Below are 21,575 nucleotides of genomic sequence, written 5' to 3' on the forward strand. Positions count from 1 at the left end.
CCAGTATGGGTGGCCGGCCTCAGCACTAGAAGTCGCCGTAGTTGACCTGCCAGGTGGGCAGGCCCATCCGGCGCCAGACCGCCACGACCCGGTCCCGGTCGTCGAGCGACACCCGCACCGCGTACCGGTGCCGCACGTGCGCGTCGAACAGCTCGGCCTTCACGATGTCGTCGCGGCGGGTGTCCCCGGCCGGGCGCATCCACAGCTCGTCGTACGGCACCTGGTGGCGGGCGAGCCACTCCTCGGTCTGCGGCCGGTGCTCCTCACCGCGCCCGGACAACAGCACGACGGTGTCGCCGGCGGCGTGCCGGAAGGCGTTCAGTGCGTGGCGGACCGGCTCGTTCAGCGCGTCGATCCCGCAGCGCGAGAAGTCGTACGGGTTGCGGGCACCGGTCAGCGCGAGGGTGCCGTCGATGTCGCACATCACTGCCGCGGGCAGCGCCGGGTCGGCCACGTACGGCTGCACGACCGGCTCGTCGTTCAGCCAGTCCGCGGTGAGCCGCCACCCGCCCTTGCGCGCCTTGGCGTGCTTGTCGGCGAGGATCCGGATGACCTCCTCGCCGACCGGGCGCTCGCGCCCGGCGTCCCGGCGCAGGCATTCCTCCACCGGGACGTGGGTGAAGTCGTGCACCACGAACGAGGCCCGGCCGGCGACCGCGGCCTTGAGCCGCTTGGGGATGTGCGAGGTCAGGTGCGTGTTGTCGACGACGACGTCGAAGCCGTCCTCGACGGCGGCGCTGACCGCCGCGTCCTGGACGGCCAGGACGGTCTGCTCGTGCCGGTACGAGCGGCCCCGCTCGGGTTCCGGCACGTCGAGCATGGTGCGCAGGTCGTCGAGGTTGACGCGGCGCATCCGGCCCGCGGCCTCGGCCTGCAGGGCGCGCGCGGCGGTGGTCTTCCCCGAGGCCGGCAGCCCCGTCATGACGTGGACGACGGGCCGTACGGGCTCTTCGGGTCGTGCGGACACTGGTCAGTTCTCCTCATCGGTCGTGAACGGGTCGGACGCCTGCGGCCGCACGTGGCGCCACACGACGAGCCCGGTCGGACGGTTGTCCAGACGCAGGAACAGGGCCGCGCGGATCCCGGTGTCGGGCAGCGCCTTCACGGCGCGCGCGAACGCACCCCGGTCGGAGGCGAGGTGTGCAAGCTGCGCGAAGGCCTCGTCGATGGCCCGCTCGCGCCGCGCGGCCTCGTCCTCCAGGCGGGCGATGACCCCGCGCACCCAGGTGTCGAACTCGTCCGGCACCTGCTCCAGCAGCGCGTCGAGCGGCTTGCCGCCCCAGGCGTCCACCTCGGCGAGGGTGCAGCCCAGGCCCTGCGCGACCTGCTTGGCGGGCAGGCCGGCGAACCGCTGGACGCCGTGGCTGCGCCAGATGTCCCGCTCCGTGACACCGGTCAGTACCTTGTGCAGGCGCACGTATTCGGCCAGCTTGGCCTTCGCGCGCACGCCGGAGGCGAAGCGCAGCACGAACCCCTCGGCGTCGGTGCCGGTGGCGGCGCGGCCCCCGGGCAGGGTGCTCGCCCCGGTCAGCGCGACGAGCTCGTCGATCGGCGTGGCGGGCCACAGGGTGACGACCGATCCGATGCCCTCCCAGTGGCCGGCTGCCTCGGCGAGCGGCACCTCGGTGCCGTCGGGGCCGAAGGCGGCGAGGAGCACCAGGTCGCGGCGGTCGCCGTAGTCGACGACGATACGGTTCTGCGGGTACAGGATCTCGGCGAGGTAGGTCGTGCCGGGCACGAGGGCCGAGGTGTCCCGGCCGTCGAGGCGGCGCTGCGCCCAGACCGCCTGCGTGCTGATGAACGACCCCTTGGACGCGACGCGCCAGGCGCCCGCGTAGTGGAAGACCACCGCGAGGCTGCCGTCGACCTTCTCGTACACCTCGAACGGCTCGTCGGGCAGGGCCGGGGCGTAGGGCTGTCCGGACTCGTGCTCGCCGACGTTGAAGAACTTCGGCAGCGGCAGGGCGACGACGGCACCGGTGGTGTCGTCGGCGACGAGTCCGCGGCAGCGGACGGTCACCTGGTTCCAGACCCGCTCGTACTGCGCCGTCCTGGTGTACGTGTAGATGGACAGCGGCAGTTCGGGGTGCGGCTTGCGGCTGACGTGTCCGGCGTCGATGGCTGCCGCCAGCTCCTGCCGCGGCATCAGGTCGTCCAGAGTCAGGTAGGCCTGGCTGTGGCCCATGGGGTCCCTCCCGTTTTCGAGATGTCTCATTCTCGACTGTGGGAGGGAGTGCCCGGTACCGAATTACCGCTGGTCGCAGGGGTGCGGCCGGCCCGGCCATGGCGGGGTCACGTGGACACGCAGAGTTCGTTGCCCTCCGGGTCGGCCAGGGTGGTCCAGGCGAACGGGCCCTGGCGGGCGTCGTGCAGGAAGGTGGCGCCGCGGTCGATCAGGCGCTCGACGACCGCCTTGGGGTCGTCGTTCCCGGTGCGGACGTCGAGGTGGACGCGGTTCTTCACGGTCTTGGGCTCGGGGACGTACTGGAAGAGGACCCGGGGCGCACGGTCGGTGCCCTCGGGGTGGCGGATGGCGGTGCCCGCCTTCCAGACGAGCCTGCCGCGGTGGGTGGTGGTGTCGTCCTCGCAGGCGTGCCCCGCTGCGACGGTCCGGCGGATGAATTCCTCGTCCGTCGGCTCGACTTCCCAGCCGAGGGATTCCGCCCACCAGTCCGCGAGGGAGTGCGGGTCGGTGCTGTCGATGGTCACCTGGAACGTGTAGGCCATGGATCCGACCCTACCGAGGGGCACTGACAACGCCGTGGAACGGATGCTGCGGGCGCTGGGCGGGTGGCTGTTCCCGCCGCGGGAGGGCGGCGGGGGCGGTGCGCACGGGGTGCTGCCGCCGCTGCTGATCGGGCTGACGTTCGTGAGCGGGCTGGTCGACGCGGTGAGCTTCATCGGCCTCGACCAGGTGTTCGTGGCGAACATGACCGGCAACGTGGTCCTGCTCGGCTTCGCGCTGGCGGGCGACCGGGAGTTCTCGGCCGCCGCCTCCCTGCTGGCGCTCGCCGCCTTCACCGCCGGGGCGGCGGCGGCCGGCCGGACCCGCCGCGACCACCCGGCCGGACGGCTGTTCGGGCCGCTGGTGGCGGCGCAGGCCGTGCTGGTGGCGGGCGCGCTCGCGGTGTCCGCGGCCGGCGCGGGTCGGCTGCCCGCGGTGGGGCTGCTCGCGTTCAGCATGGGCATGCAGAACGCCGTCGTGCACCGGCTGGCGGTACCCGATCTGACGACCACCGTCGTCACCCGGACGCTGACGGGACTGGCCGCGGACCGGCGGGGGCCGGCCGCGGTGCGGCGGCTGGTGTCGGTCGCGGCGCTGTTCTGCGGGGCGCTGGCCGGTGCCGTGCTGACGCTGGACCCCGGCCCGTGGGCCGCCCTGGCCCTGACGGCCGGTCTGCTCGTGTGGATCGCGGTGGCGGGCCGGGCCGCGGCCGCGCCGTCCGGCGGTCCGGTCACCGGGCGCGGCGGCTGACGCTCCGGTCACCGGGCGCGGCGGCTGACGGCGAAGGCGACGAAGGTCAGCAGCCAGGCGCCCACGGCGATCCACAGCAGCACCTCGCCCAGCCCGAACAGTACGCCGACGCCCGTCGGCCCGGCCGCCGACAAGCAGGCGGTGGCCGTCATGCCGAGCGGGAACACGGTCGCCCAGCGCCGGATGTCGTAGTGCGGCCGCCGGCTGCGCAGCTCGGCGGCCAGCAGCAGTACGTACCAGGCGAGGGCCAGCGCGAGGGTGACCAGCGTGGCCCAGCGCAGCGCGGTGTGCAGCGGGCCGGTCCAGGGCACCGCCGTGAGCTTCGACGCGGCGAGCGCCGAGATGGCCAGGGCGCCGCCCGCCACCCAGTGGTCGCCCGCCCCGCGCACCACCTCGCGCAGGTCGAACCGGGCGAGGGCGTCCCCGTAGAAGACCAGGCCGAGGCAGAAGGCGGCCAGCGCCGCCCAGGCGAGCCAGCCGCTGGGCACGGCGAGGGCCAGCGTGGCGGCCAGGACTGCGAGCCCCTGGGTGGCCACGCAGACCAGGAACACCGCGCCGGCCATCTGCCGCTTCCAGTGCCGTACGACGCCGACGGTCAGCCAGGGCCACAGGGCCGCGGCCAGCACCAGCAGTGCGGTCGCGGCGGTCTGCCGGCCCAGCATCGAGATCCGGGAGCCGAGCACGGCGGTGGCGGCGACCGCGGTCAGGGCCGCGGGACTGTAGGACGCGGCCCGGAACCGTGGCCGGTCGCAGACCAGCCGGCAGCCGAAGGCGAAGCCGAGGAGCAGCCACAGCAGCCCGGCGACGGCCAGCGCGGCCAGGGAGAGCACCTCCCGGCCGATCAGGTGCAGGCCGACGGAGAGGATGCCGGGGGCCATCACCGCGCCGCCCGCGGCCGGGGGGAGTTCCATGCACCACGCGAGGCCGGGCAGGGAGCGCAGTCGCTCCACTGGCACGCCGGCCACCCGCGTCAGCCGCCCTGGGCCCGGGCGGCCGTCAGGGTGAGCATGGCCCCCTCGGGGTCGCGGACGGTCACCCAGCGCTCGGTGGCGCTGGAGACGATCGTCGACAGGGTGGTCCCGCCGGCCGCGAGGGCCGCGTCGATGGCGTCGTCGAGGTCGGCGACGCCGAAGTAGACGTGCCAGCGGGGCCGTGACTCGGGGGCGTGCGTGGCGGAGTCGGGGCCGAGCCCGCCGTTCAGCCGGGCGACGGGCTCGCCGGCCTGGCGCAGCACGACCTGGTCGTCCTCGTACGAGACCTCGCAGCAGCCGGGCCGGCCGGTGGCCCACTCCAGGACCTCGCCGTAGAACAGCGCGGCCTCGAAGGCGTCGCGGGTGCGCAGTTCCAGCCAGGCCGGCGCCCGGCCTCGGCCGACCCGCCATTCGGAGGACACCCGGCCCTCCCAGATGCCGAAGACGGCGCCGTCCCGGTCGGCGGCGACGGCGCCGCGGCCGCCGCCGGCGAAGGTGACGGGGCCGACCGCGATCGTGCCGCTGCGCTCGCGGATCCGGTCCGTGGCCACGTCGGCGTCGTCGACGGCGAAGTAGGGCGTCCAGGTCGGCGCGACGGTCAGGTCCCCGGCCAGGGCCCCGATGCCGGCGACGGCCACCCCGTCGAGCTCGGCGATGGTGAACGCGTCGCTCAGGCGGGCGGGCCGGAACTTCCACCCGAGGACCGCGCCGTAGAACTCCTGCGCCCGCTGCAGATCGCGGGCCATCAGGCTCACCCAGCACGGGGCGCCGAAGACCTCTCTCGTAGAAATCTCCACGACGACTCACGCTCCGTCCTTGTCCCGCCCCATCCTCGCTTCAGGGGCGGTGGCCCGCACGTCGGGCGCGGTGGCACGGAGCCGCCCGGCCGCGCGCCCATCCGGTGGTGGTACCCCCATGATGCGCCCGGACCGGGAGCACCGTGTCTGAATTGATCCGCAATGACCCCTTTCTGTAGCGTTGCGGCTACTCCGGGCGGCCGCCCGGCCCTCCCTCCCCCTCCCTGCGACGGCGAGGGCTCCGACAGGAGGTGCACCGGGTGCCGGCGTCGACGCGGACGACAGGACGGAAGGCCAGGGCGGGGCGCGCGGTGGTGGGTGCGGCGGAGGCGCTCGACGCGCGGCTCCCGCTGGCGGAGCTCACCCGGTCGGCGCTGCGCAAGGCCTTCCCCGACCACTGGTCGTTCCTGCTGGGCGAGATCGCCCTGTACGCCTTCGTGGTGCTGCTGCTGACCGGCGTGTACCTGACCTTCTTCTTCGACCCGTCGATGGCCGAAGAGGTCTACCGGGGGTCCTACGAGCCGCTGCAGGGCGTGCCGATGTCCCGCGCGTACGCCTCCACCCTGCAGATCAGCTTCGACGTGCGGGGCGGACTGCTGGTCCGCCAGATGCACCACTGGGCCGCCATCGTGTTCGTCGCCGCGATCGGCGTGCACATGCTGCGCGTCTTCCTCACCGGCGCCTTCCGCCGGCCGCGCGAACTCAACTGGACGATCGGAGTCACGCTCTTCATGCTGGCGCTGCTGGAGGGGTTCGCCGGCTACTCGCTCCCCGACGACCTGCTGTCGGGCACCGGTCTGAGGATCGCCCAGGGGATCATGCTGTCGGTTCCGGTCGTCGGCACGTACCTGAGCATGCTGGTCTTCGGCGGCCAGTTCCCCGGCGACGACATCGTGCCGCGGCTGTACCCGCTGCACATCCTGCTCGTGCCGGGCCTGCTGGTGGCCCTGGTCACCGCGCATGTGCTGCTGGTCTTCGTGCTGAAGCACACGCAGTGGCCCGGCCGCGGCAGGACCGCCCGCAACGCCGTCGGCCTTCCCTTCTTCCCGAACTACGTGGCCAAGTCCGGCGGGCTGCTCCTGGCCGCGGCCGGCGTGCTCGCGGTCCTGGGCGGCGTCGCCCAGGTCAACCCGATCTGGGTGTACGGCCCCTACCGGCCGGACCTGGTCTCCACGGGTTCCCAACCGGACTGGTACATCGGGTTCCTGGAGGGGGCGCTGCGGCTGATGCCGGGCGTGGAGACCCGCGTCGCGGGCCACACCGTGAGCTGGAACCCGCTGGTCACCGCGGTGCTGATGCCGGGGCTGCTGTTCGCCGTGCTGTACGCGTACCCCTTCTTCGAGCGGTGGATCACGCCCGGGCCGGGCGAGCGGCACCTGTGCGACCGGCCGCGCGACCGGCCGGTGCGCACCGGGCTGGCGGCGGGGGCACTGTCCTGCTACGCCGTGCTGCTCGTCGCGGGCGGCCAGGACATCGCGGCGTTCGTCTTCGACGTGCCGGTCGCCGGGGTGACCTGGACGCTGCGGGCGGCGTTCTTCGCAGCGCCGGTGGTCGCGTTCTGGACGACGCGGCGGCTGTGCCTCGCGCTGCAGGCGCGGGAGGCCGCGGAGCTGGCCGGGGGCGCGGAGTCGGGACTGGTGGTGCAGGGGGTGGAGGGCGGTTTCCACCCGCAGCACCGACCGCTGTCGGCCGACGAGCGGTACGGGCTGCTCGTACGGGAACGACCGCGGCCCCTTCCGGCGGCGGGCCCCGAACGAGCGGCCGGTGCCGGGCGGCTGCGGCGACGGCTGCAGCACCCGGCGTGGCGGGCCCGGTTCGCGCTCTCCTCCTGGTACTACGCCGACCGGGTGCGCTACCCGGCGACCGCCGAGCAGCGCCGCCAGGTCGAGGACGTCCTGGCCGGACCGGACCGGCGGCCGCCCGCGGACGGGCACTGAGCCGGATCCCCCGGCCCGACCCCGGGCCCGTACCGTCCTGTCACTGCGGGTGGTCGAGGGTGCGGAAGGCGAAGCCGACCACGGCCGGCGCCAGGACGCCGAACCCGACCAGGCACAGCCACAGCCCCTGGACCACGCCCAGGCCGATCAGGGCGGTGCCCGCGGCCGCCGCGACCGGGAGGTAGGTGCGGCCCGGGAAGAACTCGCGCCGCCCGCCCGCTTCCTGCACCTCGGCGGCGCCCCGGTCCTCCGGCCGGCTGCCGCCGCGGAGGTGCTGCCGCCACAGGAACGCGGCGACCAGGGCCGTCATGAGGAACGACACGGCCAGGGCGGCGGTGCCCGCCGGCTCCCCCGAGAACCAGGCGTAGACGACCATGGTGGCCCCGAAGAACAGGGCGGTGCCGGTGAACAGCCAGGCCTCACCCTTCACGGGTCACCTCCGGGTGGTGCAGGTCGAAGGCCGGGGATTCGGAGCGGATCCGCGGCAGGGCGTGGAAGTTGTGCCGGGGCGGCGGGCAGCTGGTCGCCCATTCGAGTGACCTCCCCCAGCCCCAGGGGTCGTCGACGGTCACCCGCGCACCACGGGTCTGCGTCCGCCACACGTTGTAGAGGAACGGCAGGGTGGACAGCCCCAGCAGGAAGGCACCGATGGTGGAGACCGAGTTGAGGACCGTGAACCCGTCCCCGGCCAGGTAGTCGGCGTAACGGCGGGGCATGCCGGCCTCGCCGAGCCAGTGCTGGACGAGGAAGGTGGTCTGGAAGCCGGTGAAGAGGGTCCAGAAGTGGATCCGGCCGAGCCGCTCGTCCAGCATCCGGCCGGTGAGCTTGGGCCACCAGAAGTAGAAGCCGGCGAAGGTCGCGAAGACGATCGTGCCGAACAGGACGTAGTGCAGGTGGGCGACGACGAAGTAACTGTCCGTCAGGTGGAAGTCCAGCGGTGGGGAGGCCACGAGGACGCCCGTCAACCCGCCGAGGAGGAAGGTGACGAGGAAGCCCACCGACCACAGCATCGGGGTCTCGAAGGACAGCGAACCGCTCCACATGGTCCCGATCCAGTTGAAGAACTTCACCCCCGTCGGTACGGCGATCAGGAAGGAGAGGAGCGCGAAGAACGGCAGCAGCACCGCGCCCGTCGCGAACATGTGGTGCGCCCACACCGTGGCGGACAGCCCGGTGATGGCGATGGTGGCGCCGATGAGGGAGGCGTAGCCGAACATGGGCTTGCGACTGAAGACGGGCACGATCTCGCTGACCACCCCGAAGAACGGCAGGGCCACGATGTAGACCTCGGGGTGGCCGAAGAACCAGAAGAGGTGCTGCCACAGCAGGGCTCCCCCGTTGGCCGCGTCGAAGACGTGCGCGCCGAGTTTGCGGTCCGCTTCGAGGGCCAGCAGGGTGGCGGCCAGGACGGGGAAGGCCAGCAGCGCCAGGATCGACGTGAAGAGCACGTTCCAGGTGAAGATGGGCATGCGGAACAGGGTCATCCCGGGCGCGCGCAGGCAGACGATGGTGGTGATGAAGTTGACGGCGCCGAGGATGGTGCTCAGCCCGGACACCGCCAGCCCCATCACCCACAGGTCGGAGCCGGGGCCGGGTGCGTACACGGCTCCGTTGAGCGGGGCGTACGCGAACCAGCCGAAGGCGGCCGCCCCCTGCTCGGTGAGGAACCCGGACACCACCATCAGGCCGCCGAACAGGTACACCCAGTACGTGAACGCGTTCAGCCGGGGGAAGGCGACGTCGGGCGCGCCGATCTGCAGGGGCATCACCGCATTGGCGAAACCGGTGAAGGTGGGGGTGGCGAACAGCAGCATCATCACGGTGCCGTGCACGGTGAACAGCTCGTTGTACTGCTGGTTCGAGAAGACCTGGTTGCCGGGGCGGGCGAGTTCGGCCCGCATGAGCAGGGCCAGGACCCCGGCGAACAGGAAGAAGGCGAAGGCCGTCACGAGGTAGAGGTTGCCGATCACCTTGTGGTCGGTGGTCGACAGCCAGCGCAGCACCGCCGCGCCCTGCCCGACGCGCCGTTCGGTGCGCTGCCCGGCCTCCGCCGGCCGGGCGGACCACTCGGGTGCCGAGGGCGGTGGGCCGTGGGGTGAGGGGTCCACTGACGTCATCCGGCCTCCCGAGCCCTCGCCACCGCACCGCGGCCCGGCGGCCGCCGTACCGCTACCCCCTCTGCTACAGGCTGCGGGGGCGTTGCGGTGCGGCGGCGCGCCGCAATGTGGCCCGGTCGGACCGCCCTCGGGAGGCCGGGTCAGTCCGCGGCGTCCTTGGTGGTGATGAGGTCGGTCAGGGCCTGCATCCCGCCGTCGGTGAAGGCGCGGCGCTGCCGGTCCGCGGGGGTGCCCTGCTGGAGCAGCCGGTGCAGCAGCGCGCTGACCTCCCGCAGGTCGCCGGCCTCCTCCAGGGCGGGCGTGATGTGCTGGACCAGCATGTACAGCACGTCGCCGGCGCTCTGCCGGTGCCCGTGCGGGTCGAGGAGGGTGCTGCTGAGGCCGTAGCGGGCCGCGTGCCACAGGGAGGCCTGGAGCAGCTCGGGCGGGCAGAACGGTTGCGGGACGCCCGCCTTCTCCTCGTTGACCGCGGTGGTGATCAGGCCCCGGGCGATGCCGGCGAGCAGGACGGCGTCGTCGGCCTCCAGCTGCACGTCCAGGCACCGGATCTCGATCGTGGGGTAGCGCTCGGACAGCCGCGCCTGCCAGTACAGCTGGCCCCGGTCGGGGATCATCCCGGACTCCACGAGCGAGTCGATCCGCTGCTCGTAGTCGGCGAGCGAGTCGAAGTGCGGCGGCAGGCCGCTGACCGGCCAGCGGCCGAAGACGATGGTGCGCCAGCTCGCGAAGCCGGTGTCCCGGCCGTCCCACATGGGCGAGTTCGCGGACATCGCGAGCAGGGTCGGCAGCCAGACCCGCAGCCGGTTCATGGCGGCCACGCCGGTGTCCCGGTCCGGGATCGCGACGTGCACGTGCATCCCGTTGATCAGTTGCTCGTCGACCAGCCGGCCTGCCTCCTCGCGCATCTTCAGGTAGCGCGTCTCCCGGGTGACCGGCACCGGCACGCCGTCGCGGAGCGGCACCGTGGCCGTCTTGGCGACCACGCACCCCTCCGCTTCGGCGGCGGCCGCCACCGCGTGCCGCAGCCTCAGCAGGTGGCCGCCGATCTCCTCCAGGTCCGTGCAGACCGGAGTGGCCACTTCCACCTGTGCCTGGAGCAGCTCGTGCTGGACCTCGCCCTCGTCCGCCCAGGTCCCGATGCCCGCCCTGGCCCGTACCTCCTCGGCGCAGGCCACCGGGAGGTGGGTGACGGGGTCCAGCAGTACGTACTCTTCCTCAACCCCGACCGTGGTGGTCATGTCGCGCCGAACTCCTCGCCGAAGTAGCCGCTTCGAACCCGGTCCTGTCCCCCGCCTCGAACCTCGTGTCGAACTCCCTGTCGAACTCTCTGACGAGCGCCCCGCAGAAGGCGTCCAGGTCAGCCGGTTTTCGGCTGGTGACCAGGGTGGCGGGGGCGGCCCGGCAGACGTGGACCTCCTCGTCCACCCAGGTGCCGCCGGCATTGCGCACGTCGGTCGCCAGGCTCGGCCACGAGGTCAGCGTGCGGCCCCGTACGACGTCGGCCTCGACCAGCACCCAGGGCGCATGGCAGATCGCCGCGACCGGTCTGGCCGCGTCGAAGAAGCAACGGACGAACCGGACGGCACCCTCGTGCAGGCGCAGGGCGTCCGGATTGGCCAGGCCGCCCGGCAGGACGAGCGCGTCGAAGCCGTCCGCGGTCGCGGCCGGGTCGTCCCCGAGCACCTCGTCGACGTGGTGGCGGCCGGCCTTCTCCAGGTGCCGGAAGGCGCGGACCTCCCCCGACTCCGTGGAGACGAGCCGTGGGTCCCAGCCGGCGTCGAGCACGGCTTTCCACGGCTCGATGAGCTCGATCTCCTCCACGCCCGCGGGCGCGGTCAGAAAGGCGATGCGCACCAGGCTCACTTCCTTCGGTCCGGGGCCCGGACGGCCGGCGCCCCAGGTGGGTTCCGCGTCTGCCCGGTAGGACTCACCTCAAGCATGGCAGGGATGCCCGTGCGCGGAACTCCGGAATTCCGGGCATCCGGCGTCCGGCCGCCTCCTTCGGGCGAATGTCCGCAGGGACGCGTGCGCCGTCCGGCCGTGCGTGGCACCTCGTACGGGGACGGACCCTTCGCCACCGGCAGAGGCGGTACACGCGTAGATGAGCAGGCGATCCGCGGCGCGGCCGGACCGCCGCCCGGAGGGGCCGCGCGGGGACGGCCCGCGCTCCTCCATCCGGGTGACGGCCCGCCGCTCCCGCGCCCGGTACGGGACCGGGCCCCGGGGCGGGGCCGGTGCGCGCGGCCGCAGGCCGCCACCCGGGCAGGGCGCGGGTACGGGCAGGCACACGGGCCCGGGCGCGGTGTCCCCGCCGCTGCGGACGGCCGCGGCCTACGCCTGGCGGCTGCTGGTGGTCGGCGCGGCCGTGTACACGGTCTTCGTGGTGCTGGGCCGGTTCCACGAAGTGGCGGTGGCCGTCTTCCTCGGCCTGGTCGGGGCCGCGCTGCTGCGTCCGGCGGCGGACCTGCTGGACCGGTGGATGCCGCGCCCGCTGGCGGTGGCCTGCGCGGTCATCGGGAGCACGGTGCTCCTGATGGGCGTGCTCGCGGGCATCGGCGAGACGGTGGCCATGGAGTGGCAGTCCCTGGTCGGGGAGTTCCGGGTCGGCCTCGGCCGGCTCCAGACCTGGCTGGACCGGGCGCCGTTCGGGTTGGCCCCGGGAGCGCTGTCCGATCTGCGGGAGCGGATCGGCGAGTACCTCGCCAGCCACCGCACCTCGCTGCTCAGCACGGCGCTGGACAGCGCGGGCCGGCTGGCGCACGCGCTGACCATCGGGGCGCTGGGCCTGTTCTGCGCGGTGTTCTTCATCGCGTCGGGCGAGCGCCAGTGGAACTGGGTGTGCGACCAGCTCCCGCCGGGCGGGCGGGACCGGGCGCAGGTCGCGGGCCGGGCGGCGTGGCGGGCGTTCACCGGGTACACCCACGGGATCGTGCTCGTCGCCGCGACCAACGCCGTGCTCGTCGGGATCGCGCTGTACGCCCTGGGGGTCCCGCTGGCGGTGCCGCTGGCGCTGCTGGAGTTCTTCCTCGCGTTCATCCCGCTGATCGGGTCGCCGATCGCCCTCGCGGTCGCCGTGGTCGTCGCGCTGGCGGCCAAGGGACCGCTGATCGCCGCCCTCGTGGTCGCGCTGATCGTGCTGATCGGACAGCTCGAGGGGCACGTGCTGCACCCGATGGTGATGAGCTGGGCGGTGCGGCTGCACCCGCTCGTGGTCGCACTGTCGGTGGCCGCGGGGACCATCGCCGCGGGGCTGGTGGGCGCGGTGGTGGCCGTACCCCTGGTCTCGGTGCTGTGGGCGGTCCGGCTGGCCCTGCGGAACCGGGCCGGCGGGGGTTGATCCCGGCCCGATCGGGCGGGCTGCTTTCGCGGGGGTCCGCCGGGGGTATATCCCTCAGGAAAGCTCGCGAGACGGCCGGGTCGTACAGCAGTGCGGCGCGACCATCCGTCGGAGGAGCCGACATGCTGTATTCAGAGGTCACCGAAGGAATCCCGCAGGACACGCTGAGTGTGAGCACCGGCGAGGCCCGCGCCCTGTCGGAGACCCTATTCCGCAGACTGCGGGCCCTCGAGGAGGGCACGGCCGAGTACTCCTACGTGCGCAACACCCTCGTCGAACTCAACCTCAGCCTGGTCAAGTACGCCGCGCGCCGCTTCCGCGGGCGCAGCGAGCCCATGGAGGACATCGTCCAGGTCGGGACGATCGGTCTGATCAAGGCCATCAACAGGTTCGACCCGGAGCGGGGCGTGGAGTTCACCACGTTCGCCCTGCCGACCATCACCGGGGAGATGAAGAGGTTCTTCCGTGACACCAGCTGGGCCGTCCGGGTGCCCCGCAGGCTCCAGGAGCTGCGGATCGGCGCCGCCAAGGCGCACGACGCCCTGGAGCAGGACCTGGGCCGCGAGCCCACGGACGGGGAGGTCGCCGAGCACCTGCACGTCAGCGAGGAGGAGTTCGCAGAGGGGCAGAAGGCGGCGCACGCGTACTCGGCGCGCTCCCTGGACGCTCCGGCGCGCGAGGACGGCGACCGGCAGCCCGGATCCGACCGGCCCTCGCTCGGCGAGGAGGAGACGGCCTACGACCGCATCGAGTGCCTGGAGTCCCTCAAGCCGGTGCTGGCCACGCTGCCCCCGCGCGAGCGCACCCTGCTGTCCCTGCGCTTCGGGGACGAGCTGACCCAGTCCGAGATCGGCGAGCGGCTGGGTCTGTCCCAGATGCACGTATCGCGGCTCCTCAGCCGTACCCTGGCCACGCTGCGGGCGAGCCTGCTCGAGGACGACTGACCGCGCTCCGCCCGGCCGTGGCCGGGCCGGCCGGCCCCCTCCGCACCTGCACTTCGCCCCCCTGCGGTCGTCGCCTACTGCGGTCGCCACGGGTGCGGTGGGTGCGGTGACCGGACCTCTGCCCAGACCGTCTTGCCGGCCCCGCCCGGGCGGGGCTCCCAACCCCAGTCGCGGGCGAGCCGGTCCACCACCAGCAGGCCGTGCCCGCCGGGGAGGGTGGGGTCATCGGCCGTTCGGCGACGGGGGTGCTCGGGGCTCCCGTCGCCGACCTCCACCCGGAGCCGGTCGGAGGTGCGGCGCAGGACCAGTTCGCTGGGGCCGCCCGCGTGCACGCAGGCGTTGCTCACCAGTTCGGAGACCATCAACAGGACGTCCTCGACGGCCTCGGTGCGGTCCGGGTCGCCCTCGACGGCCTCGGTGCGGTCCGGGTCGCCGCGGTCCGGGTCGTCGCCGTCCGCGTCACCGCCGTGGTGCCCGTCCGCCCGGTCCGGGTCGTCGCCGGCCGGTCGGCCGATCCACTGCCAGGCGGTGAGGGCGTCCAGGGTGAACTGACGGCAGCGGGCCACGACGCCTCCCGTTCCGCCGCCGAGTGCCAGCCTGCGGATCTCCTCGCTCATGGCATGGTGCCTCGTTCCTCCTTTGCCGAGCGACCTGGCGAAATCCGCCTACCCGGCCGGGCCGGGAACATTCGCCGGGCGGCCTCGTTCAGCCTACGGGCGCGCCGCCCCCGCGCGCCGGGAGCCCCGGCCGGGCGGGCCCGGACGGTGCGGCCTGCCCGGTCCCTGCAGCCTGCTCGGGGCGCTCCGACCGCTCGGGGCGGACGACGTCCAGCCGGCGCAGGGCGGCCCCGCGCTGGACGAGGGACAGCCCCGCCACCGCCGCGCCCAGCGCGATCCAGCCGGCCGGTCCGGCCGCCATGACCGCGCCGGTCAGCAGCAGCGGGCCGGCGGCCTTCTGCACCGACGGGGAGATCCCGGCCACCCCCAGGTACGAGGCCCTGGCCTGCCGGGGCGCGAGCGACACCGCGAGTTCCCAGGAGCTCACCGAGCGCACCAGCTCCGCCGCGGTGACCAGCACCGCCGCGGCCAGCAGGGCGAGCGAGGCGGCCCAGGCGCCGTGGGCGGGGGTGAGGGCGAGGACGGCGCAGCAGGCGAACAGCAGGAGCCCGTACCAGGCGGCGGCGCGCGCGGCCGGGCGCGGCCCCTCGACCCGGGCGGACACGGTCAGCTGGAGGACGACGACGAGCACGGTGTTGATCGCGAGGAAGGCCGGTACGAGGGCGTGGGGTGCGTCGGTGCGGTGGACGAGCCAGAGCGGCAGCCCGACGTTGAGGATGGAGTCGTCGAGGTTGAGCGGGATGTCGAGCAGGACGAAGCGGAGGTAGCCGCGGTCCCGCCAGGGGCTCCGTCCGCCGCCCGCGTGCGCGGTCGCCCCGGGCGCGTGCTCCGCCGGCGCGCTCTCCGCGGCCGGGGCCGGCGCGGTCAGGCGACCGTGGCCGTGCGGCTCCCGGGTGCGCCCGACCAGCACCGCGGCCGCGAGGAACGACAGCGCGTTGCCGAGGATGAGGACCGCGTACGCCTCCCGGGTCCCCACGGCGAGGCCGACGGCTGCGATGCCGGCGCCGACGGCGTAGCCGGCGTTCGCCGCGCTGCGCGACAGGGCCTGGTAGGTGGCGCGCCGCTCGCCGGCGACCCGCGTCGCGAAGAGCATCTCCAGGGTCTTGGCGGCACGGTCGCCCAGCTGGGTGACGGCGACCACGAGCAGCAGCACGTCGAAGCGGGTGACCACGAGCAGGGCGCAGAGGGCGGCGAGGCGCACCAGGTGGCAGGCGATCAGCAGGGGGCGCAGCGGGAAGCGGTCGGCGAGGTGCCCGGCGAGCGGTGAGCCGGCGATGCCCGCGATCGCGCCGGCCCCGAGCAGGAGGCCCAGCTGTCCGGCGTCGAGTCCGACGACGAAGGTGAAGAACAGGACCGAGGCGGCGGCCCACACCCCGGTGCCGGTCCGGTCCAGCAGCTGGCCGAACAGCATGATCCGGGCGTCGCGGCCGCCGGGCGGCCGGCGCAACTGTGCGATCAGGCCGTTTCCGCCGCCCTCCGCCCCGCCGGTGTGCCGTTCCGCGCTCCGCCGCTTCATGCCGGGCCTCCGATTCCCCCGTGAAAATATCTCGATGTCGAGATATCTCGCGGTAGCCTGCCGGACATTAATCTCGACGTCAAGATACTTAGCGCGGCGCTACGCTGGCCCCACGGTCCGCAGCGGGCCGCAGGTCAGCCGGACTTGGGGCCACGGGCCCCGGAGTCGAGGGAGGAACCGTGACCGAGCGCAAGCCGCCGGGGGTCGGCTTCGAGTCCTGGGTGGACCGGCAGATCAGGGAGGCCGCCGAGCGCGGCGCCTTCGACCAGCTGGAGGGCCTGGGCAAACCGCTGGCCTCCGCCGACGCCCCGTACGACGAGATGTGGTGGGTCAAGGAGAAGCTGCACCGCGAGGGCTTCGCCGCCCTGCCGCCCTCCCTCGCCCTGCGCAAGGAGGCCGAGGACGCGCTGGAGGCGGTGCACTCGGCCCGCTCGGAGCGGCAGGTCCGCGCCGTGCTCGCGGAGATCAACGAGAAGATCCGCGCCGCACTGCGCAGGCCGCCGCCCGGACCGCCACTGCGCCTGGCCGTCTTCGACGTCGACGAGGTCCTCGCGGCCTGGCGCGCGGGACGCACCGGCTGACTCCGACCCGGGCGCGGCGGCCCCGAGGGGGCCGGCACCGACGGTGACCTTCCGGCACTCCCGGCCGACAGCCATAGACAGTGCTACAAATGGTCTCGTGGCCCGTCCTTGCAACCCGTGCCGGGGACGTCGGTGCGGTCACTGAGCCGGAAGCGCCCGCGGAGCGTCGCCAGACAGGTATTCGTCCTCCAGGTGGCGATCGTGGTGCTGCTCGCCGCCGGCTCGGTACTGGCCCTCGTCCTGCAGTCGCGCCACGACGTCGAGCGGGAAGCCCTCAGCCGGTCCGTGGCCGTCGCCGAGACCTTCGCGCGCTCCCCCGCGATCCGCGACGCACTGCAGACCTCGGACCCGTCCAAGTCCCTCCAGCCACTCGCGGAGCAGACGCGGAAGGCCGCCGGGGTCGACTTCATCGTCGCGATGGACACCAACGGCATCCGGTACTCCCATCCGCTGCCCGACCGCATCGGCAAACGCTTCGTCGGAACGATCGAGCCCTCGCTGAAGGGCCACGTGTACACCGAGAGCGTGAACGGCCCGCTGGGCAAGGAGATCCAGGCGGTGGTGCCCGTCTTCTCCGAGGGCGACAAGGGCAAGGTCGAGGCACTGGTGTCGGCGGGGCTCACCGTGGAGAACGTGACCGGCGTCGTCGACAAGCAGCTCCCCGTCATCCTCGGCACCAGCGCGGCCGGCCTGGCCCTCGGCACCGCCGGCGCCGCGCTGATCAGCCGGCGCCTGCGCCGCCAGACCCGCGGACTCGGCCCGCTCGAAATGACCCGGATGTACGAGCACCACGACGCCGTTCTGCACTCCGTGCGCGAAGGGGTGCTGATCACGGACGGCGGCGGACAACTGCTCCTCGCGAACGACGAGGCGAAACGACTCCTCGGCCTGCCGCCCGACGCCGACGGCCGGCACATCCGCGACCTCCCCGAACTCGACGGACACCTGGCCGACCTGCTGCTCTCCGGCCGGGAGGCCACCGACGAGGTGATCGAGGCCGGCGAACGGCTGCTGGTCATCAACCAGAGGTCGACCCGGCGCTCGGGCAGCCGGACCGAAGGCATGGCCGTCACCATCCGGGACTCCACCGAGATGCAGGTCCTCACCACCCGGGCCGAGGCCGCCCGCAGACGGCTGAGGCTGCTGTACGACGCAGGGGTCGGCGTCGGCACCACCCTCGACGTGGAACGGACCGCCCAGGAGCTCGCCGACGTCGCCGTGCCCCGCTTCGCGGACTTCGTCACCGTCGACCTCGCAGAACCGGTCCTGCTCGGCGACGAGCCCACCGCAGCCGCCGTCGACCTGCGCCGCACCGGCGTCAGCGGCATCCGCGACGACGTGCCCCTCTACCCCCGCGGCCGGTTGATCGACTTCCTGCCCTCCACCCCGCAGGCGCGCGGGCTCAGCAGCGGCAAGGCCGAGGTGATCGCCGACCTGAACGACGCCCCGGGCTGGCACGCACAGGACCCGCCGCGCGCCCGGGCCATCATCGACTACGGGGTCCACTCCCTGATCACGGCCCCGCTCAAGGCCCGCGGCGTCGTCCTCGGCGTGGTCAACTTCTGGCGCTGCGAGAAGCCGGAGCCGTTCGACGAGGAGGACCTCTCGCTCGCCGAGGAGCTCGTCGCCCGGGCCGGGGTCAGCATCGACAACGCCCGCCGCTACACCCGCGAGCACGCGCTCGCCGTCGCCCTCCAGCACAGCCTGCTGCCGCGCGACCTGCCCGAGCAGAACGCCGTGGAGGTCGCCCACTACTACCTGCCCGCGCAGTCCGGCGTGGGCGGCGACTGGTTCGACGTGATCCCGCTGCCCGGCGGCCGGGTCGCGCTCGTCGTCGGCGACGTCGTCGGCCACGGGCTGCACGCGGCCGCGGCCATGGGCCGGCTGCGCACCGCCGTGCTGAACTTCTCCTCCCTCGACCTGCCGCCCGACGAGCTGCTGGCCCGCCTCGACGACCTCGTGCAGTACACCGACCAGAACGGGGAGGGCGGCGGAGCCGAGGGCGGCCTGCTCGGCGCCACCTGCCTGTACGCCGTCTACGACGCGGTGGCCCAGCGGTGCACGGTGGCGCGCGCCGGCCACGTACCGCCGGCGGTGGTGTACCCGGACGGCCGCGTCGAGACGCCCGACCTGCCCGCCGGAGCACCCCTGGGGCTCGGCGGCTTCCCCTTCGAGGCGGCCGAGCTGGAGCTCGCCGAAGGCAGCCAGCTGGTGCTGTACACCGACGGGCTGATCGAGGACCGCGCCCGCGACATCGACGACGGGCTCGACCTGCTGCGCGCCGCCCTCGCCCACGCCAACCGCAAGCCGGAGGACACCGTCCAGGCGGTGCTCCAGGAACTGCTGCCGGTGCGCGCCCGTGACGACGTGGCCCTGCTGGTCGCCCGGACCTCGGTGCTGCCGGCCGACCGGATCGCCGAGTGGGAGGTGCCGTTCGAGCCGAGCGCGGTCGCGACGCTGCGCGCGGTCGCCGTGGAGAAGCTGGACGAGTGGGGGCTGTCGGAGCTGTCGTTCAGCACCGAGCTGGTGCTCAGCGAGCTCATCACCAACGCGATCCGGCACGGGGCGGAGCCGGTGCGCGTACGCCTCCTGCGCGACCGCATGCTGACCTGCGAGGTCTTCGACGGCAGCAGCAGCTCCCCGCGCCTGCACTACGCGACGACCACGGACGAGGGGGGCCGCGGGCTCTTCCTGGTGGCGCAGCTCAGCCGGCGGTGGGGAGCGCGGTACACGCCGGAGGGAAAGGTCATCTGGTCGGAGCAACAGCTGCCGGGCGACGGGGAGGACGACTGAACCTCCGGCGTGCTGCTCTTCCGCCGCCGGCCGCGCCGCGACCGGGGCCGTGTACCGCGGTCAGCTCGCGCCGTAGCGGGCGGCGATGCCGTCGAGGATGAGCTGGAGCCCTTCCTCGAACTGGGCGTCGTAGTCCTCGAAGAGGTGCGTTCCGGCGGCTGCGGCGAGCGGGTAGTCGGCGAGGCGCTCGCCGCGCTCGGCGACGTCGAAGCCCTCCCGCCGCTCGCCCGGGACGGGGTGGACGCCCTGCTCCTCCGTGACGAAGCCCAGGGTGTACACGAAGGTCGTCGCAAGGGCGCGGACGGCCTGCGGCAGGCCGAGGCCGGCGTCCTGCAGGGCCCGCAGGTGCGCCTCCACCTGCTCGCCGTGTCCGGAGCCGGTGAAACGGGAGCCGCTGAAGACGCGCGCGCCGTCGCGGTACGAGAGCAGCGTGCGCCGCAGGTGGCGGTTGCTGGCCAGCATCAGCGCGCGCCACGCGGGCCCGTCCGCCCCGGCCCCGTGCGGCTGCGGCAGCGCCGCCGGACCGGCGGTCATGCGCCGGTGCATCTCGGTGGCCATCTCGTCGATGAGCTCTTGTTTGTTCTTGAAGTGCCAGTAGAGCGCGGGCGCCTTCACGTCCAGTTCGGCGGCGATGGCCCGCAGCGTGAGCTTCTCCAGCCCCGTCTCGTTCAGCAGGCGCAGCGCGGCTTCGGCAACGGTCACACGGCTCAGCGGCGGGACGCGGGGCGGCGTGCGCTCGGGCTTGGGGGTCATCGCTGCCTCTCTCATCGGGGTTGACAGCTTAACAACGTTAAGGGCATCCTCGTGACATCAGCTCCTTAACGGCGTTAAGGAACGTGGGGACCGAGAGGTCTCGGTGAAGGTGGGCGCGCTGCCCGCCCGTAGGACGAACGGGGATGACGATGAACGCGATGAACGTGGACGTGGACGTGGACGTGGACGTGGACACGAACGCGGGCGGGGCCGGCGGCGGGGCGGACGTGCTGGTGGTGGGCGCAGGCCCGACCGGCCTGGCGCTGGCCTGTTGCCTGGCGCGGCGGGGGGTGCGCCCCCTGGTGGTGGAGCGGGCGGCCGGGCTGTTCCCGGGCTCGCGCGGCAAGGGGCTGCAGCCGCGGACGCTGGAGGTCTTCGACGACCTCGGCGTGCTGGACGAGGTGCTGCGCTGGGGCGGGCCGGCGCCGGTCGGCATGGCGTGGAAGGACGGGGTGCGGCTCGGCGAGCACCGCATGTTCGACGACGCGGAGGCCACCGAGCAGGAGCCGTACACGGGCCCCTGGATACTGCCGCAGTGGCGGACGCAGGAGATCCTGCTGGCCCGGCTGCGGGAACTGGGCGGTGACGTCCGGTTCGGCGTGGAGCTCACCGCCCTCACGCAGGACGCCGAGGGTGTCGAGGCCCTCATCGCGTCGGACGGTGGCCCGGCCCGCGCGGTCCGCGCGCGGTACCTGGTGGGCGCCGACGGCGGCCGGTCCACGGTCCGCCGGCTCACCGGAATCAAGATGTCCGGCGAACGCGTCGACCCCACGCCGCTGGTCGTGGCCGACGTGGTCGTCGACCACCTGGACCGCGACAACTGGCACCTCTTCCCGCCGGCCGAGGACGGCAGCCGGGGGTATGCGGCCCTGTGCCCGCTGCCCCACACGCAGGAGTTCCAGTTCGTCGGCCAGTACCCCGAGATACGCGCCGAGCTCTCCGCCGACGACATCCGCGCCTTGGTGGCCGAGCTCACCCACGTCCGGGCCGAGGACGTCCGGGAGGTCCGCTGGGCGTCGGACTTCACGGTGAACGCGGCACTCGCCGACCGGTTCCGGGAAGGCCGGGTCTTCCTCGCCGGCGACGCCGCGCACATCCACTCCCCCGCCGGCGGACAGGGCCTCAACACCAGCGTCCAGGACGCCTACAACCTGGGCTGGAAGCTCGCCGCCGTACTCTGCGACAGCGCGCCCGAGGCCCTGCTGGACACGTACGAGGAGGAGCGCCTGCCGCAGGCGGCCGCCGTGCTGGGGCTGTCCACGCGGATCCACCGCGGCGAGGCCCGCCGCGGGGCCGCCACCCGGCAGCTCGGTATCCACCTCCGGGACTCCTCGCTCTCCCGGGAGACCCGGTCCGGCCTGCCGGACGGCGCCCTCGCCGCGGGCGACCGCGCCCCCGACGGCCGGCGCGACGGGCTGCGGCTCTTCGACCTCTTCCGGGGGCCGCACTTCACCCTGCTCGCCGTCGACACCGACCTGCCGGAACAGCTCCCGCAACTGCCCCAGCTGCGCACGGCCCGCATAGGCGCCTACGAGGGCTACGGCCGCGGCCTGTTCCTGGTCCGCCCCGACGGGTACACGGCCTGGGCCGCGTCCTCCGCGGCCGGAGCCGGCGACCTGGCGGACTGGGCGGCCCGGGTCGCGGGCCCCTCGGTCAGCGCCGCACCGGCCGCCGGCTGACCACAGGGGCCGATCGGTACGGCGGCGCGGCGACGGGGCGCGCCGTCGTACCGGGCCC

Annotated in this window: 19 protein-coding genes; 7 read left to right on the forward strand and 12 right to left on the reverse strand. The window is 73.7% G+C overall.

Translation table 11 applies throughout. The features are described 5' to 3' along the window. Positions 1-25: 25 nt before the first annotated feature. The 3 genes from ACZ4VL_RS09235 to ACZ4VL_RS09245 form a co-directional block, all read right to left on the reverse strand. Positions 26-967 carry a phosphatase domain-containing protein gene (locus ACZ4VL_RS09235; protein WP_468197629.1) on the reverse strand — a complete coding sequence of 314 codons (942 nt, stop codon included), beginning with the start codon at positions 965-967 and terminating at the stop codon, positions 26-28. 3 nt (positions 968-970) lie between these two features. Beyond that, a complete protein-coding gene (locus ACZ4VL_RS09240; protein ID WP_468197631.1) occupies positions 971-2,185 on the reverse strand; it encodes an RNA ligase in 1,215 nt (404 codons plus the stop codon). A 107-nt stretch (positions 2,186-2,292) separates the two neighbouring features. Beyond that, complete coding sequence (locus tag ACZ4VL_RS09245) at positions 2,293-2,727, reverse strand: VOC family protein (protein WP_468197633.1); 435 nt, start codon at positions 2,725-2,727, stop codon at positions 2,293-2,295. On the opposite strand from ACZ4VL_RS09245, the gene ACZ4VL_RS09250 reads away from it, so the two are divergent. Then, a complete protein-coding gene (locus tag ACZ4VL_RS09250; protein WP_468197635.1) occupies positions 2,726-3,475 on the forward strand; it encodes a YoaK family protein in 750 nt (249 codons plus the stop codon). The two genes, ACZ4VL_RS09245 and ACZ4VL_RS09250, sit on opposite strands and share 2 nt — an antisense overlap. A gap of 8 nt (positions 3,476-3,483) precedes the next feature. Here the strand turns inward: ACZ4VL_RS09250 and ACZ4VL_RS09255 are convergent, their stop codons facing one another. Next, entirely contained in the window at positions 3,484-4,431 is a 948-nt protein-coding gene (locus ACZ4VL_RS09255; RefSeq protein ID WP_468197637.1) for an SLAC1 family transporter, read from the reverse strand. A gap of 14 nt (positions 4,432-4,445) precedes the next feature. Beyond that, positions 4,446-5,192: a VOC family protein gene (locus tag ACZ4VL_RS09260; RefSeq protein ID WP_404239228.1), complete on the reverse strand. Its 747-nt coding sequence runs from the start codon at positions 5,190-5,192 to the stop codon at positions 4,446-4,448. A gap of 311 nt (positions 5,193-5,503) precedes the next feature. Between ACZ4VL_RS09260 and qcrB the strand changes: the two genes are divergently transcribed. After that, positions 5,504-7,180 (forward strand): cytochrome bc1 complex cytochrome b subunit, encoded by a 1,677-nt coding sequence (gene qcrB, locus ACZ4VL_RS09265; RefSeq protein ID WP_468197639.1) that lies wholly within the window; start codon positions 5,504-5,506, stop codon positions 7,178-7,180. Positions 7,181-7,220: 40 nt separating this feature from the next. Here qcrB and ctaF read toward each other — a convergent pair whose 3' ends face one another. The 4 genes from ctaF to ACZ4VL_RS09285 form a co-directional block, all read right to left on the reverse strand. Beyond that, positions 7,221-7,610: an aa3-type cytochrome oxidase subunit IV gene (ctaF, locus tag ACZ4VL_RS09270; RefSeq protein WP_468197642.1), complete on the reverse strand. Its 390-nt coding sequence runs from the start codon at positions 7,608-7,610 to the stop codon at positions 7,221-7,223. Next, positions 7,600-9,297, reverse strand: coding sequence for an aa3-type cytochrome oxidase subunit I (gene ctaD / locus ACZ4VL_RS09275; protein ID WP_468197644.1), 1,698 nt, complete (start codon positions 9,295-9,297; stop codon positions 7,600-7,602). The genes ctaF and ctaD overlap by 11 nt, the downstream gene beginning before the upstream one ends. 140 nt (positions 9,298-9,437) lie before the next feature. Then, the gene (locus ACZ4VL_RS09280) at positions 9,438-10,535 is read right to left on the reverse strand and encodes a carboxylate-amine ligase (RefSeq protein WP_468197646.1); all 1,098 of its coding nucleotides are present in this window, start codon (positions 10,533-10,535) and stop codon (positions 9,438-9,440) included. Beyond that, positions 10,513-11,151 (reverse strand): type 1 glutamine amidotransferase domain-containing protein, encoded by a 639-nt coding sequence (locus ACZ4VL_RS09285; protein WP_468197649.1) that lies wholly within the window; start codon positions 11,149-11,151, stop codon positions 10,513-10,515. Before ACZ4VL_RS09285 ends, ACZ4VL_RS09280 begins: the two co-directional genes overlap by 23 nt. 247 nt (positions 11,152-11,398) lie before the next feature. Between ACZ4VL_RS09285 and ACZ4VL_RS09290 the strand changes: the two genes are divergently transcribed. Beyond that, a complete protein-coding gene (locus ACZ4VL_RS09290) occupies positions 11,399-12,634 on the forward strand; it encodes an AI-2E family transporter (RefSeq protein ID WP_468197651.1) in 1,236 nt (411 codons plus the stop codon). A gap of 122 nt (positions 12,635-12,756) precedes the next feature. After that, a complete protein-coding gene (locus ACZ4VL_RS09295; protein WP_468197654.1) occupies positions 12,757-13,578 on the forward strand; it encodes a SigB/SigF/SigG family RNA polymerase sigma factor in 822 nt (273 codons plus the stop codon). Between the two features lie 74 nt (positions 13,579-13,652). Here ACZ4VL_RS09295 and ACZ4VL_RS09300 read toward each other — a convergent pair whose 3' ends face one another. Both ACZ4VL_RS09300 and ACZ4VL_RS09305 read right to left on the reverse strand, forming a co-directional pair. Beyond that, entirely contained in the window at positions 13,653-14,195 is a 543-nt protein-coding gene (locus ACZ4VL_RS09300; RefSeq protein WP_468197656.1) for an ATP-binding protein, read from the reverse strand. An 88-nt stretch (positions 14,196-14,283) separates the two neighbouring features. Beyond that, the gene (locus ACZ4VL_RS09305) at positions 14,284-15,711 is read right to left on the reverse strand and encodes an MFS transporter (RefSeq protein WP_468197658.1); all 1,428 of its coding nucleotides are present in this window, start codon (positions 15,709-15,711) and stop codon (positions 14,284-14,286) included. 179 nt (positions 15,712-15,890) lie between these two features. Between ACZ4VL_RS09305 and ACZ4VL_RS09310 the strand changes: the two genes are divergently transcribed. Both ACZ4VL_RS09310 and ACZ4VL_RS09315 read left to right on the forward strand, forming a co-directional pair. After that, positions 15,891-16,292, forward strand: coding sequence for a DnaJ family domain-containing protein (locus tag ACZ4VL_RS09310; RefSeq protein ID WP_468197661.1), 402 nt, complete (start codon positions 15,891-15,893; stop codon positions 16,290-16,292). A 132-nt stretch (positions 16,293-16,424) separates the two neighbouring features. Beyond that, on the forward strand, positions 16,425-19,085 hold the full coding sequence (locus tag ACZ4VL_RS09315; RefSeq protein ID WP_468197663.1) for a SpoIIE family protein phosphatase: 2,661 nt from the start codon (positions 16,425-16,427) through the stop codon (positions 19,083-19,085). 60 nt (positions 19,086-19,145) lie between these two features. Here ACZ4VL_RS09315 and ACZ4VL_RS09320 read toward each other — a convergent pair whose 3' ends face one another. Continuing rightward, a complete protein-coding gene (locus tag ACZ4VL_RS09320) occupies positions 19,146-19,838 on the reverse strand; it encodes a TetR/AcrR family transcriptional regulator (protein ID WP_468197664.1) in 693 nt (230 codons plus the stop codon). 143 nt (positions 19,839-19,981) lie between these two features. Here ACZ4VL_RS09320 and ACZ4VL_RS09325 point away from each other — a divergent pair, with 143 nt between their 5' ends. Continuing rightward, on the forward strand, positions 19,982-21,517 hold the full coding sequence (locus ACZ4VL_RS09325) for an FAD-dependent monooxygenase (RefSeq protein ID WP_468197666.1): 1,536 nt from the start codon (positions 19,982-19,984) through the stop codon (positions 21,515-21,517). The last annotated feature ends 58 nt before the right edge of the window (positions 21,518-21,575 follow it).

It is taken from the genome of Streptomyces sp. NPDC029014, from assembly GCF_055564695.1.